Origin of the sequence: Sorangium sp. So ce836, assembly GCF_028553905.1 — a bacterium.
Lineage (GTDB): Bacteria > Myxococcota_A > Polyangia > Polyangiales > Polyangiaceae > Sorangium > Sorangium cellulosum_D.
Genome location: NZ_CP102233.1, coordinates 2093184 through 2112159 on the forward strand (window position 1 = coordinate 2093184; position 18976 = coordinate 2112159).

Annotated in this window: 13 protein-coding genes; 8 read left to right on the forward strand and 5 right to left on the reverse strand. The window is 73.8% G+C overall.

The window, feature by feature from the left end; all coding sequences use genetic code 11:
- Positions 1 to 142: 142 nt before the first annotated feature.
- On the reverse strand, positions 143 to 2371 hold the full coding sequence (locus tag NQZ70_RS07590) for an NADP-dependent isocitrate dehydrogenase (protein WP_129573619.1): 2229 nt from the start codon (positions 2369 to 2371) through the stop codon (positions 143 to 145).
- A 415-nt stretch (positions 2372 to 2786) separates the two neighbouring features.
- On the opposite strand from NQZ70_RS07590, the gene NQZ70_RS07595 reads away from it, so the two are divergent.
- The 3 genes from NQZ70_RS07595 (at position 2787) to NQZ70_RS07605 (ending at position 9625) form a co-directional block, all read left to right on the forward strand.
- Entirely contained in the window at positions 2787 to 3803 is a 1017-nt protein-coding gene (locus NQZ70_RS07595) for a peptidylprolyl isomerase (protein ID WP_129573620.1), read from the forward strand.
- A gap of 53 nt (positions 3804 to 3856) precedes the next feature.
- Positions 3857 to 4210: a YkgJ family cysteine cluster protein gene (locus NQZ70_RS07600; protein ID WP_129573621.1), complete on the forward strand. Its 354-nt coding sequence runs from the start codon at positions 3857 to 3859 to the stop codon at positions 4208 to 4210.
- A gap of 126 nt (positions 4211 to 4336) precedes the next feature.
- Positions 4337 to 9625, forward strand: a complete 5289-nt coding sequence (locus NQZ70_RS07605) for an ATP-binding sensor histidine kinase (protein ID WP_165373836.1) — start codon at positions 4337 to 4339, stop codon at positions 9623 to 9625.
- A gap of 95 nt (positions 9626 to 9720) precedes the next feature.
- On the opposite strand, the gene NQZ70_RS07610 is transcribed toward NQZ70_RS07605, so the two are convergent.
- Positions 9721 to 11175 (reverse strand): protein kinase domain-containing protein, encoded by a 1455-nt coding sequence (locus NQZ70_RS07610; RefSeq protein ID WP_129573623.1) that lies wholly within the window; start codon positions 11173 to 11175, stop codon positions 9721 to 9723.
- The gene (gene gpmI / locus NQZ70_RS07615; protein ID WP_129573624.1) at positions 11176 to 12807 is read right to left on the reverse strand and encodes a 2,3-bisphosphoglycerate-independent phosphoglycerate mutase; all 1632 of its coding nucleotides are present in this window, start codon (positions 12805 to 12807) and stop codon (positions 11176 to 11178) included.
- Positions 12808 to 13041: 234 nt separating this feature from the next.
- Here gpmI and NQZ70_RS07620 point away from each other — a divergent pair, with 234 nt between their 5' ends.
- The 4 genes from NQZ70_RS07620 to NQZ70_RS07635 all read left to right on the forward strand — a co-directional run bounded on the left by NQZ70_RS07620 (position 13042) and on the right by NQZ70_RS07635 (position 16185).
- A complete protein-coding gene (locus NQZ70_RS07620; RefSeq protein ID WP_129573625.1) occupies positions 13042 to 13464 on the forward strand; it encodes a VOC family protein in 423 nt (140 codons plus the stop codon).
- Positions 13465 to 13499: 35 nt separating this feature from the next.
- Positions 13500 to 14063: a Uma2 family endonuclease gene (locus tag NQZ70_RS07625; protein WP_129573626.1), complete on the forward strand. Its 564-nt coding sequence runs from the start codon at positions 13500 to 13502 to the stop codon at positions 14061 to 14063.
- A 65-nt stretch (positions 14064 to 14128) separates the two neighbouring features.
- Positions 14129 to 15472, forward strand: a complete 1344-nt coding sequence (locus tag NQZ70_RS07630) for a DUF2169 domain-containing protein (RefSeq protein ID WP_272828062.1) — start codon at positions 14129 to 14131, stop codon at positions 15470 to 15472.
- Entirely contained in the window at positions 15457 to 16185 is a 729-nt protein-coding gene (locus tag NQZ70_RS07635) for a hypothetical protein (RefSeq protein ID WP_272828064.1), read from the forward strand. Before NQZ70_RS07630 ends, NQZ70_RS07635 begins: the two co-directional genes overlap by 16 nt.
- A gap of 9 nt (positions 16186 to 16194) precedes the next feature.
- Here the strand turns inward: NQZ70_RS07635 and NQZ70_RS07640 are convergent, their stop codons facing one another.
- A complete protein-coding gene (locus NQZ70_RS07640) occupies positions 16195 to 16842 on the reverse strand; it encodes a hypothetical protein (protein ID WP_129573628.1) in 648 nt (215 codons plus the stop codon).
- 142 nt (positions 16843 to 16984) lie between these two features.
- Between NQZ70_RS07640 and NQZ70_RS07645 the strand changes: the two genes are divergently transcribed.
- A complete protein-coding gene (locus NQZ70_RS07645; protein WP_129573629.1) occupies positions 16985 to 18148 on the forward strand; it encodes a DUF2169 domain-containing protein in 1164 nt (387 codons plus the stop codon).
- 55 nt (positions 18149 to 18203) lie between these two features.
- Here NQZ70_RS07645 and NQZ70_RS07650 read toward each other — a convergent pair whose 3' ends face one another.
- Entirely contained in the window at positions 18204 to 18965 is a 762-nt protein-coding gene (locus tag NQZ70_RS07650; RefSeq protein ID WP_129573630.1) for a hypothetical protein, read from the reverse strand.
- Positions 18966 to 18976: the final 11 nt, after the last annotated feature.

Consider the following 18976-nt stretch of genomic DNA (forward strand, 5'->3'; position numbering starts at 1 on the left):
GTAACGCCGGGGCCGGCAGACGGTGTAACTCCGGCTCCCTGGAAGCGGCGCCCCAGCAGCCCTGACGGCGACGCTCGGCGGCCGTGGCCGCCGAGCGCGTCGCCCGTGGACTCGTGCGCGCTCGGCGGGGGCCCCGCGAGGCTCAGGAGAAGCCGTCGATGGCCGCGTTCAGCGTGGCGCTGGGCCGCATCGCGGCGAACGTCTTCTGATCGTCGAAGTGGTAGTAGCCGCCGAGGTCGACGGGTTTACCCTGCGCGCCGATCAGCTCGTCGTTGATCTTGGGCTCGTTGTCCGTCAGCGTCTTGGCGAGCTTGCCGAACTTGGCCGCCAGCTCCTTGTCCTCGGTCTGCTTGGCGAGGGACTGCGCCCAGTAGAGCGCGAGGTAGAAGTGGCTGCCGCGGTTGTCGATCTCGCCGACCTTGCGCGCCGGGCTCTTGTTGTTCTCGAGGAACAGGCCGATCGCCGTGTCCAGCGCCTTGGCGAGCACCTTGGCCTTGGCGTTGTCGGTCTTGTTGGCGAGGTCCTCGATCGAGACCTGCAGCGCCAGGAACTCACCGAGCGAGTCCCAGCGCAGGTAGTTCTCTTTCTGCAGCTGCTGGACGTGCTTCGGCGCCGAGCCGCCGGCGCCGGTCTCGTAGAGACCGCCGCCGGCCAGCAGCGGCACGATGGAGAGCATCTTGGCGCTGGTGCCCAGCTCCAGGATCGGGAACAGGTCCGTCAGGTAGTCGCGCAGCACGTTGCCGGTGACGCTGATGGTGTCCTTGCCCTCCTTCATGCGGCCGAGCGTGAACTTCATCGCCTCCACCGGGCTCAGGATCGGGAGCTCCAGGCCGCTCGTGTCGTGCTCGGGCAGGTAGGCCTTGACCTTGGCGATCAGGTTCTTGTCGTGGGCGCGGTTCTCGTCGAGCCAGAACACCGCCGGGGCGCCCGTGGCGCGCGCGCGGGCGACGGCCAGCTTGACCCAATCCTTGATCGCGATGTCCTTCGTCTGGCAAGCGCGGAAGATGTCGCCAGCTTCGACCTTCTGCTCCAGCAGGGCGTTGCCGGAGGCGTCGACGACGCGCACCGTGCCGCTCTCGGGGATCTTGAAGGTCTTGTCGTGCGAGCCGTACTCCTCCGCGGCCTGCGCCATGAGCCCCACGTTCGGCGAGCTGCCCATCGTGCGCGGGTCGAACGCCCCGTGCTGCTTGTGGAAATCGACCGTGGCCTGGTAGATGCCGGCGTAGGAGCGATCGGGGATCGTGAACTTTGTGTCGTAGAGCTTGCCATCCGTGCCGTACATCTTGCCGCTGGAGCGGATGGCCGCCGGCATCGAGGCGTCGATGATCACGTCCGAGGGCACGTGCAGGTTGGTGATGCCGCGGTCGGAGTCGACCATGGCCAGCGTCGGGCGTCGCTCGTAGACGGCCTTGATGTCCGCCTCGATCTTCGCCTTCTCGTCTGCGGGCAAGCCCTGGATCTTGTTGTACAGGTCGCCGATGCCGTTGTTCGGATCGAAGCCGACCTTGGCCAGCGTGGCCGCGTGCTTGTCGAGCGCCTCGGCATAAAACACGCTGACGGCGTGCCCGAAGAGGATCGGGTCGCTGACCTTCATCATCGTGGCCTTGAGATGCAGGGAGAACAGCACTCCCTGCTTCTTCGCGTCCTCCACCTGCTCGGCGTAGAACGCCCGCAGCGCCTTGGCGCTCATCACGCTGACGTCGACGACCTCGCCCGCCTGCACCTTGACGCTCGGCTTGAGCACGGTCGTCTTGCCGCCGGCGACGAGCTCGATCTTCAGCTCCTGCGCCTTGTCCACCACGACCGACTTCTCGCTGCCGTAGAAGTCGCCGCCCGACATGTGCGCGACGTGGCTCTTCGAGTCACGGCTCCACGCGCCCATCGAGTGCGGGTGCTTCTTGGCGTAATCCTTGACGGCGGGCGAGGCGCGGCGATCGCTGTTGCCCTCGCGCAGGACGGGGTTCACGGCGCTGCCGAGCACCTTGGCGTAACGCGCCTTGATCGCCTTCTCCTCCTCCGTCTTCGGCTCGGAGGGGTAGTCCGGCACGGCGTAGCCCTGCTGCTGCAGCTCCTTGATGGCGGCCACGAGCTGCGGGATGGAGGCGCTGATGTTGGGCAGCTTGATGATGTTGGCGTTTGGCGTCTTGGCCAGCTCGCCGAGCTCTGCCAGGTGGTCGCCGAGCTTCTGGCCGTCCGTCAGGCGCTCCGGGAAGTTGGCGAGGATGCGGCCCGCCAGGGAGATGTCGCGCGTTTCGACCCGGACCCCAGCGGCCTTCGTGAACGCCTCGACGATCGGGAGGAGCGAATAGGTGGCCAAGGCCGGCGCCTCGTCCGTCTTCGTGTAGATGATGGTAGAATTTTGAGTTTCCACTAGTTCCTCGAGGGTTGAAGGGCCGGGGTTGTCGGATCGCCCGAGCCTACCCGCGGGCGAGTCGGATTCACCTGGTGCTGGACAACTTCACTGCTCACACCCCCGCATTGCCATCGAGGCGTGCGGGACCGAGCGGGGCCACGCGCCCTCGATGAGGGGGACGATGGGGTTGTCCGGTCGACCAGCGTGCCTGCCCGCGACATGGAGATCGGTTGTCCCTGCGTGGGCTCGGCAAAGGTCGTCATGGCGGCCGCTTACCGCGCCGGGATCGCTGCGGCAACAGGCTGGACGGCCGCGGCGCGGCGTGGGCGGCCGTGGCGCGGCGCGCTCCGCAGCGAGGCGCGGCGCGTCATGTCGGGCCGCGCGGGGCCGGAAACGCGTGGAACCGGCCGGGGTCAAATGGTAGAGCCGCGCGATGCGCGCCCCGCTCCGCATCGCCCTCGCCGGGCTCATCACCGCCGCCGCCCTCGCCTCGCCGCTCGCCCACGCGGTCGTGAGCGAGCGGATCGTCGCGGTCGTCGGCGATCGCGCCATCCTGCTCTCGGACCTGCGGCAGCGGGCCCGCCCCTTCCTCCTGCAGATCCAGGCCCGGGTCCCGCCGGGCCCGCAGCAGGCGGCGGCCGAGTCGCAGCTCTTCCGCGAGCTCGTCCAGAAGGTGGTGGACGAGGAGCTCGAGAGCCAGGCCGCCGAGAAGGCCAATATCCGCGTGACCTCGGACGAGATCGAGAACGCCTTCCGGAACATCGCCGCCGCCGAGCAGACGACGGTCGAGGAGCTGTTCCGGCTGGCGCGGACGAGCTCCGGGCTCACCGAGCAGGAGTACCGCGACGAGATCCGCCGGCAGATCCTCGAGGGGAAGATGCTGCAGCTCCGGGTGAAGGGGCGGGTGCGCCTCACCGAGCAGGACGTGCGGTCCGCTTACGACCGGATGGTGCGCGAGGAGCGCCGGCGGCGCGAGTACCACCCGGCGTGGATCGTCCTGCGCATCCTGCCCGGATCGAGCGCCGAGGCGATCGAGGAGCGGCGCGCGCTCGCGGCGGCGCTCGCCGACCGCGCGCGGCGGGGCGAGGACTTCGCGGCGCTCGCGCGGCAGTTCTCGGACGACACCGCGACCCGCGACGAGGGCGGCGACCTCGGGGTCCGCGCGCCGCAGGGGACGCAGGCCGCGGCGAGCGGCCAGCGCGAGGTGATGGCCCCGGAGCTCGAGGCGGCGCTGATGGCGATCGAGCCGGGCGGCGTGGCCGGGCCGATGCGCGCGGGCGACGCGCTCGTGGTGATGAAGCTCCTCAGCCGCCAGCCGTCGCGCTTCACGACGCTCGAGGCCGCCCGGCCGGAGATCCTCCAGCGGCTGCAGGCGGAGATCCTGCAGAAGGCCAAGCAGAAGTGGCTCGAGGAGCTGAAGCGCGGGACGCACGTGGAGGTCCGGCTCTGACGGGCGGGGGCGCGCGCGGCGCGGCGAGCGCGGGCGGCCGCGGCGAGGCGGACGTGCCCGAGTGCACCGCGTGCGGCACCTGCTGCTTCTCGACCCTGCCCGAGTACATCCGGGTCTTCGGCTGCGACTACGATCGCATGGACGATCGCGCGCGGGCGCTCACGCGGTTCATCGGCAACCGCTGCTACATGCGCGTCGAGGACGGCCGGTGCGCCGCGCTCACGCTGGACGCGGAGCTCGGCCGCTTCCTGTGCTCGATCTACGAGGTGCGGCCCGACTGCTGCCGCGCGCTCGAGCGCGGCAGCGGCGCGTGCCTCGGCGAGCTCCACGAGAAGCGGGAGCGACCGCTGATCGCGCTCGATCGGCTGCGGCGCGCCGCTGCGCCGCGCAGCGGCCGGGACGGCTAGCCCCTGCTGCAGGCGCCCAGCGCGGTGCCACGATGTCGCTACCCTCTTCGCCGGTCCCTCGCGCACCGAGCGCCAGCCGCCCTCAAGGGCGCTCCGCGCGCGAGACGGGCGACCTGGATGAGGTCCATGGACGTCGCAGCTCAGATCGTCAAAGCCTTGAGTTCCGCCGGCTACGGGCAGATCGAGGCGGTCGCCCGTACGAGGTCGGGTGAGGTGTTCCGCGCGGTCGCGCCGACGGACGGGCGCGACGCCCGCCCCGTGATCCTCAAGATCTACAGCGATGAGAGCGAGGGCCCCGACCACGAGGCCGCGGTGCTCCGCCGGCTGGGGCGCGCCTTTCAGCTCCTCACCTTCGACGGCAAGCGGTGCCTGGAGATGCCGGACATCGGTGGCGTCTCCGTCGCCAGCGTCTGCGCTCGGCGGCGGCTCGCGATCGACGAGGCGCTCGCGATCGGCGCTGCGGTCGCGGGCGAGCTGACCGAGGTGCATCGCCGCCACGTCATCCACAAGGACGTCAATCCGTCGAACGTCGTGTGGAACGAGCGCACGGGCGCCGTTCAGCTGATCGATTTCGGCATCGCGAGCGAGCTGCCGCTGGAGCAAGCCGAGCTCGCGCAGCCGTCCCAGATCGAGGGGACGCTCGCGTACATCGCGCCCGAGCAGACGGGGCGCATGAACCGGCCGCTCGACGCCCGCGCCGATCTCTACGCGCTCGGCGTGACGCTCTATCAGATGCTCACGGGCCGCCGACCCTTCGAGCAGAGCGACCCGCTCGAGCTCGTGTATTCCCACCTGGCGTGCGCCCCCGTCGCGCCCCGCGAGGTCGACCCCGCGATTCCCGAGGTCGTGTCCGACATCGTGCTCCGCCTGATGGCCAAGGAGCCGCAGGACCGCTACCAGACGGGGTGGGGCGTCGAAGCGGACCTCGGCCGGTGCGTCGCGTCGTGGCGCAGCGCGCGCCGGATCGAGCCCTTCCCGCTCGGCCGGCGCGACGTCCCCGATCGGCTGGCGATCCCCCGCCGGCTGTACGGTCGCGACGACGAGATCGGGGCCGTCGCGCTCGCCTTGGAGCGCGCCACCGCCGAGGGGCGCGCGGAGGTCATCCTCGTCGGCGGACCGCCAGGCATCGGCAAGTCGGCGCTGGCCCACGAGCTGCTCTGCCCCATCACGGGCAAGCGCGGGATGTTCGGCGCGGGCAAGTGCGACAGGTCCCAGCGCGCGACGCCGTACGACGTCCTCGCCAAGGCGCTGCAGGGCGTCGTGCGCCACCTGCTCGGGGCCGAGCCCGACGCCGCCGCGGCATGGCGGCAGGAGCTCCTGTCCGCGCTGGGCGAGAACGGCGCCCTGGTCACGGCGCTCGTGCCGGAGCTGACGCTGCTGATCGGGCCGCAGCCGCCGCTGCGGGAGCTCGATCCCGTGGAGGCGCGCAACCGCTCGACGATGGTGCTCCGCAAGCTCGTGCGCGCGCTGTGTCGGGACGGACGTCCGCTGGTCCTGTTCCTCGACGACCTCCAGTGGGCGGACGCCGCGACGCTCGATCTGCTCTGCGAGCTCGCCGCCGATCCGGAGCTGCGCTTCTGTTGCGTGATCCTCGCGTACCGCGACAACGACCTCGCCGCGGGGCACCCCCTGCGCGCGGCGATGGAGCGCCTGCGCCACGGCGCCGCGAGGGTCACCGCGATCGCGCCGTCGCCGCTGCGCGATCGCGCCGTCGTGGAGCTCGTCGCCGACGCGCTGCGGGTCCCGGCCTCGCGCGTGGGGATCCTCGCGTCGATCGTGGAGCGGAAGACGGGGGGCAACCCGTTCTTCATCGGCCAGCTCCTGCAGCGGCTGCTCCGCGAGGGCGTCATCACGTTCGACCCGGCCGCCGCCTCCTTCACGTGGGACGACGCGCGCGTCGAGGCCGCGCCGATGGCGGAGAGCGCCGCCGAGCTGCTCCGCGCGCGGCTCGGCGAGCTCTCGCCGGCCGCGAGGAGCGCGCTGCGCGTGGGCGCGTGCCTCGGCGATACGTTCGACGTCGCCACGCTCGCGGCCCTCTGCCGCGCCTCCGCGGAGGACACGCTCTCGGACCTGCGGGAGCCGGTGGAGGCCGGGATGCTGATCCCGCTCCGCCTCCGGGCGCCCGCCGGCCACCCCTCGGGCGCGACGTTCGCGTTCGCGCACGATCGGATCCGGGAGGCGGCCTACGCGCTCATCGAGGAGCGGGAGCGACCTGCCGTGCACCTCGAGCTCGGACGGCGGCTCATCGCCATGACGCCGGCCGAGCGCCTGGACGAGCGCCTGTTCGTGATCCTGGACCAGCTCAAGGCCGGGCAGGCGCTGCTCGCGGACGAGGAGGAGCGGATCGAGGTGGCCAGGCTGTTCCTGCGCGGCGGCCAGCGGGCCCTCGGCGCGGCGTCGTTCGAGGTGGCCGCGACCCTGCTCGGCGCAGGCGTCCGGGTGCTGGGCGAACAGGGCTTCGCGCGGGCGCGCGAGCTCGCGGTCTCGCTGTACCGGGCGACGGCGCTCGCGGCCTGCCTCACCGGCGATTTCGGCGGCGTCGAGCGGCTCGTCTCCGCGCTCTCCGCGCACGCGGCCTCGGTCCTCGACGAGGTCGAGGTCGACGGGCTCCGCATCCGCAGCGCGCAATCGCAGGACCGGAGCAGGGAAGCCCTGCGTCTGGGCCTCCGCGCGCTCGGGCGGCTCGGGCTCACATTCCCCGAGAAGCCCACGATGGTGGACGCGCAGCGCGCCGTCTCCGCCATCCGCGGGCGGCTCGCGGGCGAGGGCGTGGAGGCGCTCGCGACGCTGCCACCCATGCGCGATCCGTGCGCCCTCGCCGCCATGCAGCTCATCCGCCAGGTCGTGGGCCTGGCCTTCCAGGTGGCGCCGGCGCACTACCCGCTCCTCGTCACCGAGGGCGTGCGGCTCTCCATCGAGCACGGCAATGCGCCGTCGTCCCCGCAGTCGTACGTATTTTTCGGCAATCTCCTCGTCGTCACGGAGGGCGACGCCGAGGGGGGCGCGCGCTTCGGCCGGCTCGCGATGGAGGTGATGGCGCGGCTGCGAGCTCGCGAGCTCTCGGCCATGATCGTCAACCTCTTCGAGTGCATGATCCACCCGCGCACGGCGCACTTCCGCGACACGCTCGGGCCGCTGCGCCTCGGCGTTCAGGAGGGGCTTTCGCACGGCGATTTCGAGTGGGCGAGCCACTGCGGCATGGGGTATTGCATCCACGGCTACCTCAGCGGCGCGCCGCTCCGCGGGCTCCTGCGGGAGATCGAGGAGCTGCGCCGCACCATCGCGCCGCTCCACCAGGAGCGCACCACGCGGTACCTGAGGGCCCTCGAGCAGGCCGCGCTGAACCTCCTCGGCGCGGGCGGGCAGCCGACGGTCCTGAAGGGCGAGGCGTTCGACGCGGAGGCGGCGCGCCCCGGCCTGGAGGCCGCCGGCGACTCGTTCTCCCTGTTCTACATCGCCTTCCACCGCACCCTCCTGCTCAGCCTCTTCGGCGACTTCCGCGGCGTCCTCGAGGAGATCGCGTGGATCGAGCCCCACCTCTCGGCCGTGCCCGGGCTCGTCCTGTTCACCCGCATGCAGGTCCCGGAGGCGCTGGCCTGCCTGATGGTCGCCGCGGAAGAGGCGGGGGAGCGGCGCGGCGCGCTCGTCGAGCGCGCCGAGGGCATCCTCGCCGAGCTGCGGCGGGCCGCGCGGCACGCCCCGATGAACTTCGAGCACCTCGTCGCGCTCATCGAGGCGGTGCGGTCCGGGATCCAGGGCGAGCACCCCTGGGCAACGGCCAGGCTCTACGACGAGGCCGTCACCGGGGCGGAGGCGCAGGGGTTCGTGCAGGACGCCGCGTTCGCGTGCGAGCTCGCCGGGCGCTTCTGGCTGACCGCTGGCAGGGACTTCCTGGCGCGCGCCTACCTGGAGCGAGCGCGGCGGCTCTACGCGCGGTGGGGCGCCGTGGCCAAGGTCGCGCAGCTCGAGCAGCAGCACGCGACGCTCCTGCCGATGCACGCCCCCATGGGCGCGCTGATCACGACGTCGCAGGCGCCGGCCGTCCTGCTCGACGCGGCGTCGCTCTTCAAGGCCTCGCGCGAGATCACGAGCAGCCTGGCGCTCCACGAGCTCCCGACGCGCTTCCTCGCCGTCGCCATGGAGAACGCCGGCGCGCAGCGGGGGGCGCTCTTCGTCGAGCGGGAGGGCGCGCTCGTCCTGGAGGCGGCGGGCGACCCGTCCCGCGGGGCCGTCCGCGCGGCGGGCGTGCCCGTCGAGCGCGCCGGCGATCGCGCGTGCCTCTCCGTCGTGCGCACCGTGGCGCGGACCCGGGCGCCGGTGGTCCTCGAGGACGCGCGCACGTCTCCGGCGACCCGCGACGATCCCTACGCGGTGTCGCGGCAGTCCCGCTCCGTGCTGTGCGCGCCGGTCCTCTCGGGGAGCGCGCTGCGCGGCGTGCTGTACCTCGAGAACGACCTCGTGACGGGCGCCTTCACGGCCGAGCGCGTGGAGGTGGTGGCGATCCTGTCGGCCCAGGCCGCCGTCGCGCTGGAGAACGCGTTCCTCTACGGCGACCTCGAGCGCCTGCTGGAGGAGCGGACGCGCCTGCTGGAGGAGCGGACGCGCCTGCTCGCGCAGGCCGAGGAGGGGGTGCGGGCGCGCGACACGTTCCTCACGCTCGCCGCGCACGAGCTGAGGACGCCGCTCACGCCGCTCCTGATGGAAGTCCAGACCTTGCTCCGGGACGCGCGCGCCGGCCGGATGAGGGCCGGGGGGGCGGACCGCGCGGCCAGGAAGCTGGAGCGCGCCGGGCGCCAGATCGGGCGCCTCGAGCGGCTCGCGAACGATCTCCTCGACGTCGCGCGCCTCGCCGCGGGCGAGCCGGAGATGCGGATGGAGCCGGTGGATCTGTCGCTCTTGGTCCGCGATGTCGCCGCGAGGCACGCGGCGGCGCTCGAACATGCGGGCTCGACGCTGTCCCTCGATGCGGAGCCGGGGGTCGTGGGCATCTGGGATCGCGTGTGCCTCGTTCAGGTGGCGGACAAGCTGCTGTCGAACGCCGTCAAGTTCGGCGAGGGGAAGCCCATCGATGTCCGGGTCGAGGGCGACGACGGCCGGGCCCGGCTCGTCGTGCGCGACCGCGGCGCCGGCATCGCCCGCGCGACGCAGGCGCGCCTCTTCGGGCGGTTCGAGCGCGGCGTCTCGGAGCGCCATTTCGGCGGGCTCGGCCTCGGGCTATGGATCGCGCGGCGCATCGTCGACGCGCTCGGCGGGAGCATCCAGATCGAGAGCGAGCCCGGGGCGGGCGCCACGTTCATCGTGGAGCTGCCGCGCGAGCCCGCTCGGGAGGCCCGTGGGCGGGTCCCGAACGCGCCGCCCGGCGGGCAAGCCTCTTCGAGCGCGCATCACGGCGGTGCCGAAGGGCGCACGGGCTGACGCCCCCCGTCGATGCGAGATCGCGCGTCGACCGACGGGCTCGAGCGCCGGAGCGATCCGGAGCCGCGCCGGGGCGGGCGCCGCCCGCCCCGCCGTCAGGGCGAGGCGTCCCTGTCCTCCACCGGCGGCGCGCCGGCGTCGAGCGCGCTGCGGTCGATCCGCATGCTCACGTCGAGCGTGACCGTCTGCCCGGCGGAGACGGTGATCGTGCGCTTCTCCTCGGGCGCGTTCGGGTGGCGGAACGTGACGTAGTGCCGCCCCGCCTGGAGCGGGATCGGCCGCGCCATCGGCGTCACGTCGATGAGCTCCCCGTCGATGACGACCTCCGCCCACGGCCGGGCGAGCACCTTCAGGTAGCCGCGCCCCTCCGACGGCGCGCCGGGCTGCCTGGCCTCGGCGCTGGGCGGGCCGACCGCGTCCTGCTCGCGCAGGCCGAGCTCGATGAGCGCGCCGCCCGCGACGACCAGCGCGAAGATGCCGAGGAGCCGGACCGCGTCCGGCGCGAGCGACGCCGCGTGGCGCCGCTCGGCGGCCGGGCGGACGGACGGCACGTGGGCGAGGGGGAGCTCGTCCCCGCCGAGCTTCGCCGCCGCGAGGGCCCTGCCGATGAGCGCCCTCGGCTGCGCGTGGCCGTGCTCGGCGAGCTCCTCGGCCAGGGCGTCCGCGACGGCGCGGCCGTTCTCGTAGCGCTGCTCCGGCTCCTTCTCGAGGCACCGGAGCACCACCCGCTCCAGGCCGCGCGACACGTCGGGCACGAGCGCCCGCAGCGGCTGCGGCGGCGCGCTGCGGATGCGGTGCGCGACGGCCCGGCCCTCGGCCCACCGGTCCTCCTCGCGCTCGCGCGGCGCGCGCGACGCGCGGGAGGCGGAAGGCGCAGCGCCCGCGTCGGCGGGCTCCTGCTTCGGCTCGTCGAACGGGCGCGCGCCGGCGAGCATCTCGAACAGCACCACGCCGAGCGCGAACACGTCGGCCTGCGGTCCGGCCTCCGCCCCGAGGATCTGCTCCGGCGCCATGTAGTCGGGCCGCGCGAACGTGTCGCTGCCCTCGAACGGCTCGGGCAGCGACGGCAGCCGGCCGTCGAACGCCGCCGCGAACTCCAGGATCTTCACGCCGCCGGGCGGCGTGACGATGACGCGCTCCGGGCGCAGCTCGCGGTGCACGACCCCGCGCTCGTGCGCGTGCCCGAGACCGCGCGCGATCTCCAGCGCGATGGCCGCCGCGGCGCCCTCGTGGAGGCGGCCGGCCCGCGCGCACAGCTCCGCGAGCGTCGGGCCCGAGAGCGGCTCGAGCACCAGCCAGATCCGGTCCTCGTCGCGCTGGAAATCGTGGATGTCGATGATGTTGGGGTGCCGGATGCGGGCGAGGATCTTCGCCTCGCGCTCGAGGCCGGCCGCGAACGCGCTCGCGGCCGACACCGTGGGCTTCAGCGTCTTGATGAGCGCCGCCCGGCCGAGCTCGGCGTGCTCGGCCCGGTACGTCACCGTGAGCGCCCGCGACGAGACGGCCTCGCGCAGGATGTACGGGCCGAGCTGCCTCTCCGCGGCGCCCACTTACCGCTGTCGGACGCGGAGCGAGCGCCCCGTCATCGCCGCGGGCTGCTGGATGCCGAGGATCTCGAGCATCGTCGGCGCCACGTCGCAGATGCGGCCGCCCGACCGGAGCACGACGCCGGGGTCGTGCTTGTTCAGGTAGTAGAGCGGCACCGGGTTCAACGTGTGGGCGGTGTGGGGGTTGCCGTGCTCGTCCTTCATCTGCTCGCAGTTGCCGTGGTCCGCGGTGATCATGAGCGCGCCGCCGGCCTCGCGCACGGCGTCCGCGATGTCGCCGAGCCCCTTGTCGACCGCCTCGACGGCGTGGATGGCGGCCTCGAGGATGCCCGTGTGCCCGACCATGTCCGGGTTCGCGAAGTTCACGAGGATGAAGTCGTACTTCCCGCTCTTGATCGCGGCCACGACCTCGTTCGCGACGCCGGCCGCGCTCATCTCGGGCTTCTTGTCGTAGGTGGCGACGTCGCGCGGGGAGGGCACGAGCTTGCGGTCCTCGCCCGGGAACGTCTCCTCGCGGCCGCCGTTGAAGAAGTACGTGACGTGCGCGTACTTCTCGGTCTCCGCGCACCGGAGCTGCGTGAGCCCGGCGCGGGAGATCACCTCGGGGAACGAGTCGGTCACCTCGTCCTTCGGGAACGCGACCGGCAGCTTCAGCGCCGCGTCGTACTCGGTCATGCAGCTGTAGCAGTGCTCCTGGAAGGCGTAGACCGGCTTGCCGCGATCGGTGAGGAGCTCCTCGACCTCGGGCGGCAGGTTGCGCCGCGTGAGCATCGCCGAGATCTCGCGCATGCGGTCGGGCCTGAAGTTGACGGAGAGGCCGACCTCCTCGCCCCACCACTCCCAGCGAGCCTCCTTCGAGGCGAAGTCGGCCATGAAGTCGCCCTTGATGCCGCTGTAGTCGCCGATGCGGACGGGCTCGACGAACTCGTCCGTCTTGCCGGCCGCGTACGACTGCTGGATCGCGTCGAACGGCGTGTCGACCCGCGGCGCGTCGCCGCGCACGATCGCCGTGTAGGCCTTCGTCACGCGGTCCCAGCGCTTGTCGCGGTCCATGGCGTAGTACCTGCCCGCGATGGTGCCGATGACGCCGACGCCCTCGAGCGCCTCCTGGACCTTCTCGACGTAGCCCCACGCGCTCTTCGGCGGCGTGTCGCGCCCGTCGAGGAACGCGTGCAGGACCACGGGCACCTCGTGGAACTTCGCGAGCTTGAACAGCGCGAAGAAGTGATCGAGCGACGAGTGCACGCCGCCGTCCGAGACGAGGCCGAACAGGTGCAGCCGGCACTTGCGGTCCTGCGCGATGCGGAACGTGCGATCGATGATCTCGTTCGAGCCGAGCTTGTTCTCGGCGATCGCGACGTCGATGCGCGAGATGTCCATCAGCGCGATCCTCCCCGCGCCGAAGTTCAGGTGGCCGACCTCGCTGTTGCCCATCTGCCCCACCGGGAGGCCGACGTCGGGGCCGCTCGTCCCGATCAGCGTCTGCTGCGCGTCGCGCTTGATCGCGTCCAGGTTCGGCATCTTCGCGAGGGCGATCGCGTTCTGGTCCTTTTCTTCGCGCTCGCCGAATCCGTCGAGGATGCAGAGGACGAGCGGGCGGGGGCGTTGACTGGGAGAGGGTGCGGCTTCGCTCATGGCGGCGGAATCTACAACGAAGCTGCGGCGATCGGGGGGCCGCTCGGGGAATTTCGACCCGCCCTGGCGCGCCGGCCGGGGGCCCGGGGGCGTCCAGGGGCGCGGGCGGCGGCAGGCCCGCAGGCGGCGCCTGGCGGCGCGGAGGGGCCGGCGGGCGCCGCCGGCCCGGCGGCGGGCCTGTCCCGAGACCGCCGCCTCCCCTACGATGGCGGGCGCCGCAAAGGGAGGACCTCGATGACCCCGGCCCCGCCGTTCCACCTCGCCTTCCCGGTCTCGGACCTCGAGGCGACCCGCCGCTTCTACGTCGACGTGCTGGGCTGCCGCGTCGGCCGCGAGGCCGCCCGGTGGATCGATTTCGACTTCTTCGGCCACCAGATCTCGGCCCACCTCGTCGATGAGCCCGGCGCCGTGCTCCCCACGAACCCGGTCGACGGCAAGGACGTGCCGGTGCGCCACTTCGGCGCCATCCTCGAGTGGCGCGCCTGGCACGCGCTGGTCGAGCGGCTGCGCGGGCTCGGGGTCGCGTTCCTGATCGAGCCGCACATCCGCTTCGTCGGCGAGCCGGGAGAGCAGGCGACGCTCTTCGTGGTCGACCCGAGCGGCCACGCGCTCGAGTTCAAGTCGTTCCAGGACATGCGTCAGATCTTCGCGACGTGAGCCGCTGCGCGCGGCGTGCGTGCTAAGTTCCGACCATGTCCGACGGTCGTCGCGCCACGTACCAGGATGTGCTCGACACGCCCCCGAATCAGGTGGCGGAGATCCTGAACGGCGTCCTCCACGCGACGCCGCGGCCGTCCCTGTCCTGCCGCAACGTCACGTCGGTCCTGGCCGGCGAGCTCTACCTCCCGTTTCGCCGGGGCATCAAGGGGCCTGGCCGGTGGGCGCTCCTGGTCGAGCCCGAGCTGCACCTCGGCACCGATCCGGACATCGTGATCCCCGACATCGCCGCGTGGCGCCGCGACCGGATGCCGCAGATCCCGATGCGGAACGCGGCCATCTTCCTCGCGCCCGACTGGGTGTGCGAGGTGATCTCGCCGTCCACCGAGGCGCTCGACCGCCGCGACAAGATGGAGATCTACGCGCGCGAGCTCGTGACGCACTACTGGCTCATCGATCCGCGGGGCCGGCGCCTCGAGGTCTACCGCATCGACGGCGGGCGGTTCGCGCGCATGGGCGCGTGGGAGGGCGACGTCACCGTGCGCGCGGCGCCGTTCGACGCCGTGGAGATCGAGCTCGGCGTCCTCTGGCAGGAGTAGCGCCGGCGCCGCGCCGGGCGCGCCGCGCGCCGTCGCCGGCCGCCCGGGCGCGATAAGCTCCCGGCGTGCGCGTCTCCTCGACCTGCCCGCTCCGCGTCGCGTCCCTCGTCTGGCGGCCCCGCCCCGAGGCCTTCGCGCTCACCGTGGTCTGCAAGGCGACCTTCGCGCTCGAGCCGGGGCGCTCGCGCCTCGCGCCCGCGCAGGAGGCGCCGTGGGAGGCGGACGTCCCGTGGGGCGACGACCCCCGGGCGAGCCTGTGGGCCGCGAGCGATCTCGCGCCCTTCAAGCGCCGCGTGGACGTGCTCGTGGTCGGCCACGCCCACGCGCCCCGCGGCGAGCCCTCGGCCTCGCTCGTGGCGCGGCTCGCGATCGGCGCGATCGACAAGCGGATCGAGGTGCACGGCCAGCGCGCGTGGACGCCGGGCGGGCAGATCACGGCGGCCGCGCCGTTCGCCAGGGCGTCGCTCCGGTGGGAGCGCGCGGCGCGCGGGCCCGACGGCTGGAACCCGGTGGGCATCCCCGCGAACGCGGCGCCCGACGCGCGCGGGCTCCGGCCGGCGCCGAGCCTCCTGCCGCCCGGCGCCGAGCTCCGCGGCCCGGCGGAGCCGCTGCCGCCCGCGGGCTTCGGGCCGATCGCGCCGTCGTGGCCCGAGCGGGCCGCGAGGCTGCGCCGGCACGCCGCCACGTTCGGCCACGACGCCTGGGCGGAGCGGCCTCTGCCGGAGGACATCGATCCCGGCTACTTCAACGCGGCGCCGCCCGACCAGCAGCTCGACCAGCTGCCCGCGGGCGAGCGGCTCATCCTCGAGCACCTGCACCCGCAGCACCCCGAGCTCGCGACCGCGCTGGAGGGCGTGATCCCGCGCGCGGCGCTGCTCCGCGGCGGCGCCGCGCCGCAGGAGATGCGGCTGCGCTGCGACACGCTGTGGATCGACGCGGATCGCGGGATCTGCACGCTGACGTGGCGCGGGGCGGTGCCGCTGCGGCACGCGGCCGAGGACGTGACGGCGGTGGTGACCGCGGAGCGTCCGGAGGCCGAGGCCGAGCTGGCGGAGACGCTGATGCCGGCGATCGCCGCCTTCGCGCCGGAGCGGGACGACGCCGGCGCGCCCGCGCCCGGGGCGGTGGGCGGAGCTCTGCCGGCGGCGATGGTGACCACGCTCGTGCCGGATCTGCGCGCGGCGGGCTTCTCCAACGCGCTGCCGTTCGTTTCGCCGTCGGGGCTGCCCTTCGCGCCGGCGGCGCAGGGCGGCGCCGGGGAGGGGAGCGGCGCGCCCGCGCGGCCCCCGGGGCGGCGCCGAGCGACCGGTCGTCGGCGCCGCTCCCGCCGGCGCCCGCCGAGCCGCGGCCGCGCGCCGCGGCCGGCGCCCTCGACGAGGGGACGGACACCCTGGTGCCGCGCACGCTGACGCCGGGCACCCTGACCTCGGGCCTCGTGCCCGTGCCCGCGGAGCCGCTGCCGTTCCAGACAGGGCGCGTCGCAGCGACGCCTGTCCCTGATCCGGGCATCGCGCCGCCGCCGCCGCCCCCGATCCTCGGTCAGCGGCTGCCGAGCTCGCTGCCGCCTCCGGCCGCGGCGCAGGCGAACGCACCGCCGCCCTCCGCGCCGCCGAGCTCGGCGACCGAGCCCGCGAAGGAGCCCCCGTCGCCGCTCGCCGCGCCCGCGCCCGCGCCCGCGCCCGCGCCGGAGCCGGCCGTGCGACCGGAGGACGTGCCGGTGGAGCGCTTCGCGGCGATCTCCGCCGAGATCGCCGAGCGGCGCGCGCCGCGGCCGGAGGTGCTGCGCGCGCACGGGCTCGGCGAGCGCGCCTGGGACGCGGTGGAGCGCCGCTTCCGGGCCCTCCTGGACAAGGACGCGCGCGCCGGCGGCCGGCTGCGCGCCGCGCACGACGCCGCCTACGTCGCGGCCGTGGAGACGTTCCGCGGCCCGATCGCCCTGGAGGAGTACGCCCGGATCGCGGTGGGGCTGGAGCGCGGTGCGGCCGGCGAGGTCCTCGACGCGCTCGCCATCCAGCGGGCGGCGCTGATGCCGATCGTGCGGGTGTGGACGAAGAAGGCCGCGGGCCACATGGCGCTCTCCGCCGAGCTGATGGCGCTCCTGGAGAAGCTGCGGGCCGAGTGAGCGCTCCTCTCACTCCCCGGGGCGGGCGCCGCCGTCCGGCGCTCGCGGCGCCGCCTCTCCGGCGGCCAGCGCGGAGGGCTGCCCGGGGCCGCCGGCGAGCGCCTGGCGCGCGCGGAACTCCTCCCAGGACAGCGGCATCGGCGGATCCTCGGAGTTGAGCCGCACCCGCTCCCCGACGATGTCGACGTCGTCGTTCGCCCGGATCTCCACGCCGCCGGGCGACGCCTCGACCTTCACCTCGCGCGCCGTCGTGCGCGCGCTCCGGCCGGCCTCGCGCACCGCGCTGCCGCGCACCCGCTCGTGCAGGCTCCCGCCCACCTCGATGGCGGCGTCCTGCGCCGCCTGGATCTGCAGCGTGTCGCACGAGAGCGAGAGCGTCCTCGCGGCGGCGATCTCCAGCGACGCGCCTGTGAGCGACAGCACCGGCCCGTCGTCGGTCATCCGGATGGAGACCAGGATCTGCCCGGCCGCGGCGCGGATCTGGATCCGCTCGCCGGCGCCCTCCTCGGCGATCTCGATGGAGCGCCCCGAGGCGAGGGGCACCACCCGAGCGCGCGGCGCGAGCTCCGCGCCGGGCGCGGGCGCCAGGGCGCCGGCCTGCGGCGGAGGATCCTGCGGCGAGGGAGCCTGCGGGGGAGGGGCGGGCGCGTCCGTCACGGCCGCATCGTAGCGCAGGGCCGGGCGCCGCGCGCGGCTCAGCGCGGGCGCCGCGGCTCAGCGCGGGCGCGCGCCGGTCCTCGCCCTTGCGCGCGCGCGTGGGCGGAGATACCCGTCGAAACGCGAGCCTGCAAGGAGCCCGATGAGCGCAGAGGCCTCCCCGCGTGCGACCCAGACCGTGCGGTGCGCTAAGAGCCACGACGGCAAGGTGTGGATGGTCTGCGTGGCCAAGCGCACCTACTCCTTCGCGGGCGGCCGGGTGACGCTCGCGGACGAGCAGGCGCCGGTCGTCATCGACCCCGACATCGAGACCGACCAGCACGACCGCTACCGCGCGCTGCGCGACGACACGGACCTGTTCCCGCCGAAGCCGGCCACCGACGTGGTGGTGACCGGCCGGGCGCACGCGCCGGGCAAGGTGCGCGAGCTCATGGTCGGCGTGGCCGCGGGGCGGAGCGCGCGCGTGCTGCGAGTGCTCGGCGAGCGCCGCGTGGAGGTGACGCTCGAGGGGCAGGTGCGCTTCCCGGATCCGGCGCCGTTCGAGAGCGTGCCGCTGTCGTGGGACCTGGCGTACGGCGGCTACGACGCGTACGCCCACGACGAGCTCGACCCGCCCGAGCGCCGCAAGGGGCGGCGGGTCGAGCCCTCGCCGCGCGAGGAGGGCGTCTTCGCCTACCCGCGGAACAAGGTCGGGCGGGGGTATTTCCTCGACGTCGACCGGGACCGGGCGGACGGCGAGCTCCTGCCGCAGATCGAGGACCCGGGGGATCCGCTCGCGGCGTCGCGCTTCTTCGTGCAGGCGCCGCGGGCGTGGCTCGACGCGCCGGCCTCCGGCGGGCTCGGCTGGGTGGCGCACACCTGGTATCCGCGGATCATGCGGGGGCTCGGCGCCTTCCTGGAGCACGATCCGCCGGCGAAGCCGATCCGGGAGATGGCGTTCGCGGACGGGGCGGACCTCGGGGGGCCGTTCCGCAAGAACGAGGTGCTGCCGCGGTTCGTGCAGGGCGCGGCGCCGGGGCTGGCCGCCGAGCGGCTGCGGGGCGACGAGCTCGTGATCCTGAAGTACCTGGTGCAGGGGCAGCCGGAGGTGCAGCTCGCGCTCCCCGGGGAGGCGCCGGCGCTGTCGGTGCGGCCGCCGGGGGCGCCGAAGATCTTCACGCCGGAGGCGGTGCTGCAGACCGTTCGCATCGACGGGGAGCGGCGGACGGTGTCGCTGACGTGGTGCGGGGCGGTCCGGCTCCTCGCGCCGCTCGGGGAGGAGCAGCTCGCGGAGACGAAGCTCGGGGTGACGTGGGGGCGGTGGTGATCGCGCGGGCCGCCGGGGGGGATCCTGCTGTCGCCCGCGGCCCCCTCGCCCCGCCTCACCCGCTGCGCGCGTCCGGCGGATAGAAGGGCAAGGTGTCAGGGGGCGGCTCCGGCACCCGGAGGCCGAAGACCGCGCCGATCCGGCGCGATCCGCCGTACAGAAAGCCTGAGCCGACATCCTCGAAGCCCTGGATCCGCTGCACGAACAGGGCGCTGTCCGGGCGCGCGCAGCGCGTGCCCCGGTCCCTCGCGCCCCTCACGATCGCATCGATGGCTTCAGCGAAGGCGGCGCCGTCGGCGCGATGCACCGGTTCGAGCAGCGAGTAGCACCCTAACTCCAGCCCTTCGAGGGCGGGCAGCGCCTCCCGGCGCTCGTCCACCGCAGCCAAGTGGAGCTTCAGATCGGCGAGCGTCTCCGCGTGTCCCGGGACCCCGCGTGTCCCGGATTGCTCGGCGAGCAACGCAGACCCCGCCTCGATGAGCCGCGCTCGCCTCGCGGCGTCGTCCGGGAAGACGAGCTGGATTTGCATGCACTCGGTAAGATGGATCGCCCGCATGATTGTGCTCTCTGCGTCGCGCGGGGCGGCGAGGGCCTCATTGACGTATCCGTCCGCTGCTTTCGCGATCTCGTCCCACGGTGCGCCAGCGCAGAACAGCGTCATCATCATGCCTCGAGCGCACGTCAACCGTTCGAGCGGCCGCTCCGCCGCCGCGCCTCTCCCGTACCAGTAGCCGACGAGCACCGCCGCGTCGCTCCGGCTGAGCCGCTCCCACCTCGGGGCACCGAACCGGTCCAGCGATCGAAGCACGTATTTCATCGTTCCGCCCT

Bases quoted from the DNA above. Each gene is read 5' to 3' on its own strand.
- NQZ70_RS07595 (WP_129573620.1), top strand. From the start codon at position 2,787: ATGCGCGCCCCGCTCCGCATCGCCCTCGCCGGGCTCATCACCGCCGCC.
- NQZ70_RS07605 (WP_165373836.1), top strand. From the start codon at position 4,337: ATGGACGTCGCAGCTCAGATCGTCAAAGCCTTGAGTTCCGCCGGCTAC.
- gpmI (WP_129573624.1), bottom strand. From the start codon at position 12,807: ATGAGCGAAGCCGCACCCTCTCCCAGTCAACGCCCCCGCCCGCTCGTC.
- NQZ70_RS07620 (WP_129573625.1), top strand. From the start codon at position 13,042: ATGACCCCGGCCCCGCCGTTCCACCTCGCCTTCCCGGTCTCGGACCTC.
- NQZ70_RS07625 (WP_129573626.1), top strand. From the start codon at position 13,500: ATGTCCGACGGTCGTCGCGCCACGTACCAGGATGTGCTCGACACGCCC.
- NQZ70_RS07645 (WP_129573629.1), top strand. From the start codon at position 16,985: ATGAGCGCAGAGGCCTCCCCGCGTGCGACCCAGACCGTGCGGTGCGCT.
- NQZ70_RS07650 (WP_129573630.1), bottom strand. From the start codon at position 18,965: ATGAAATACGTGCTTCGATCGCTGGACCGGTTCGGTGCCCCGAGGTGG.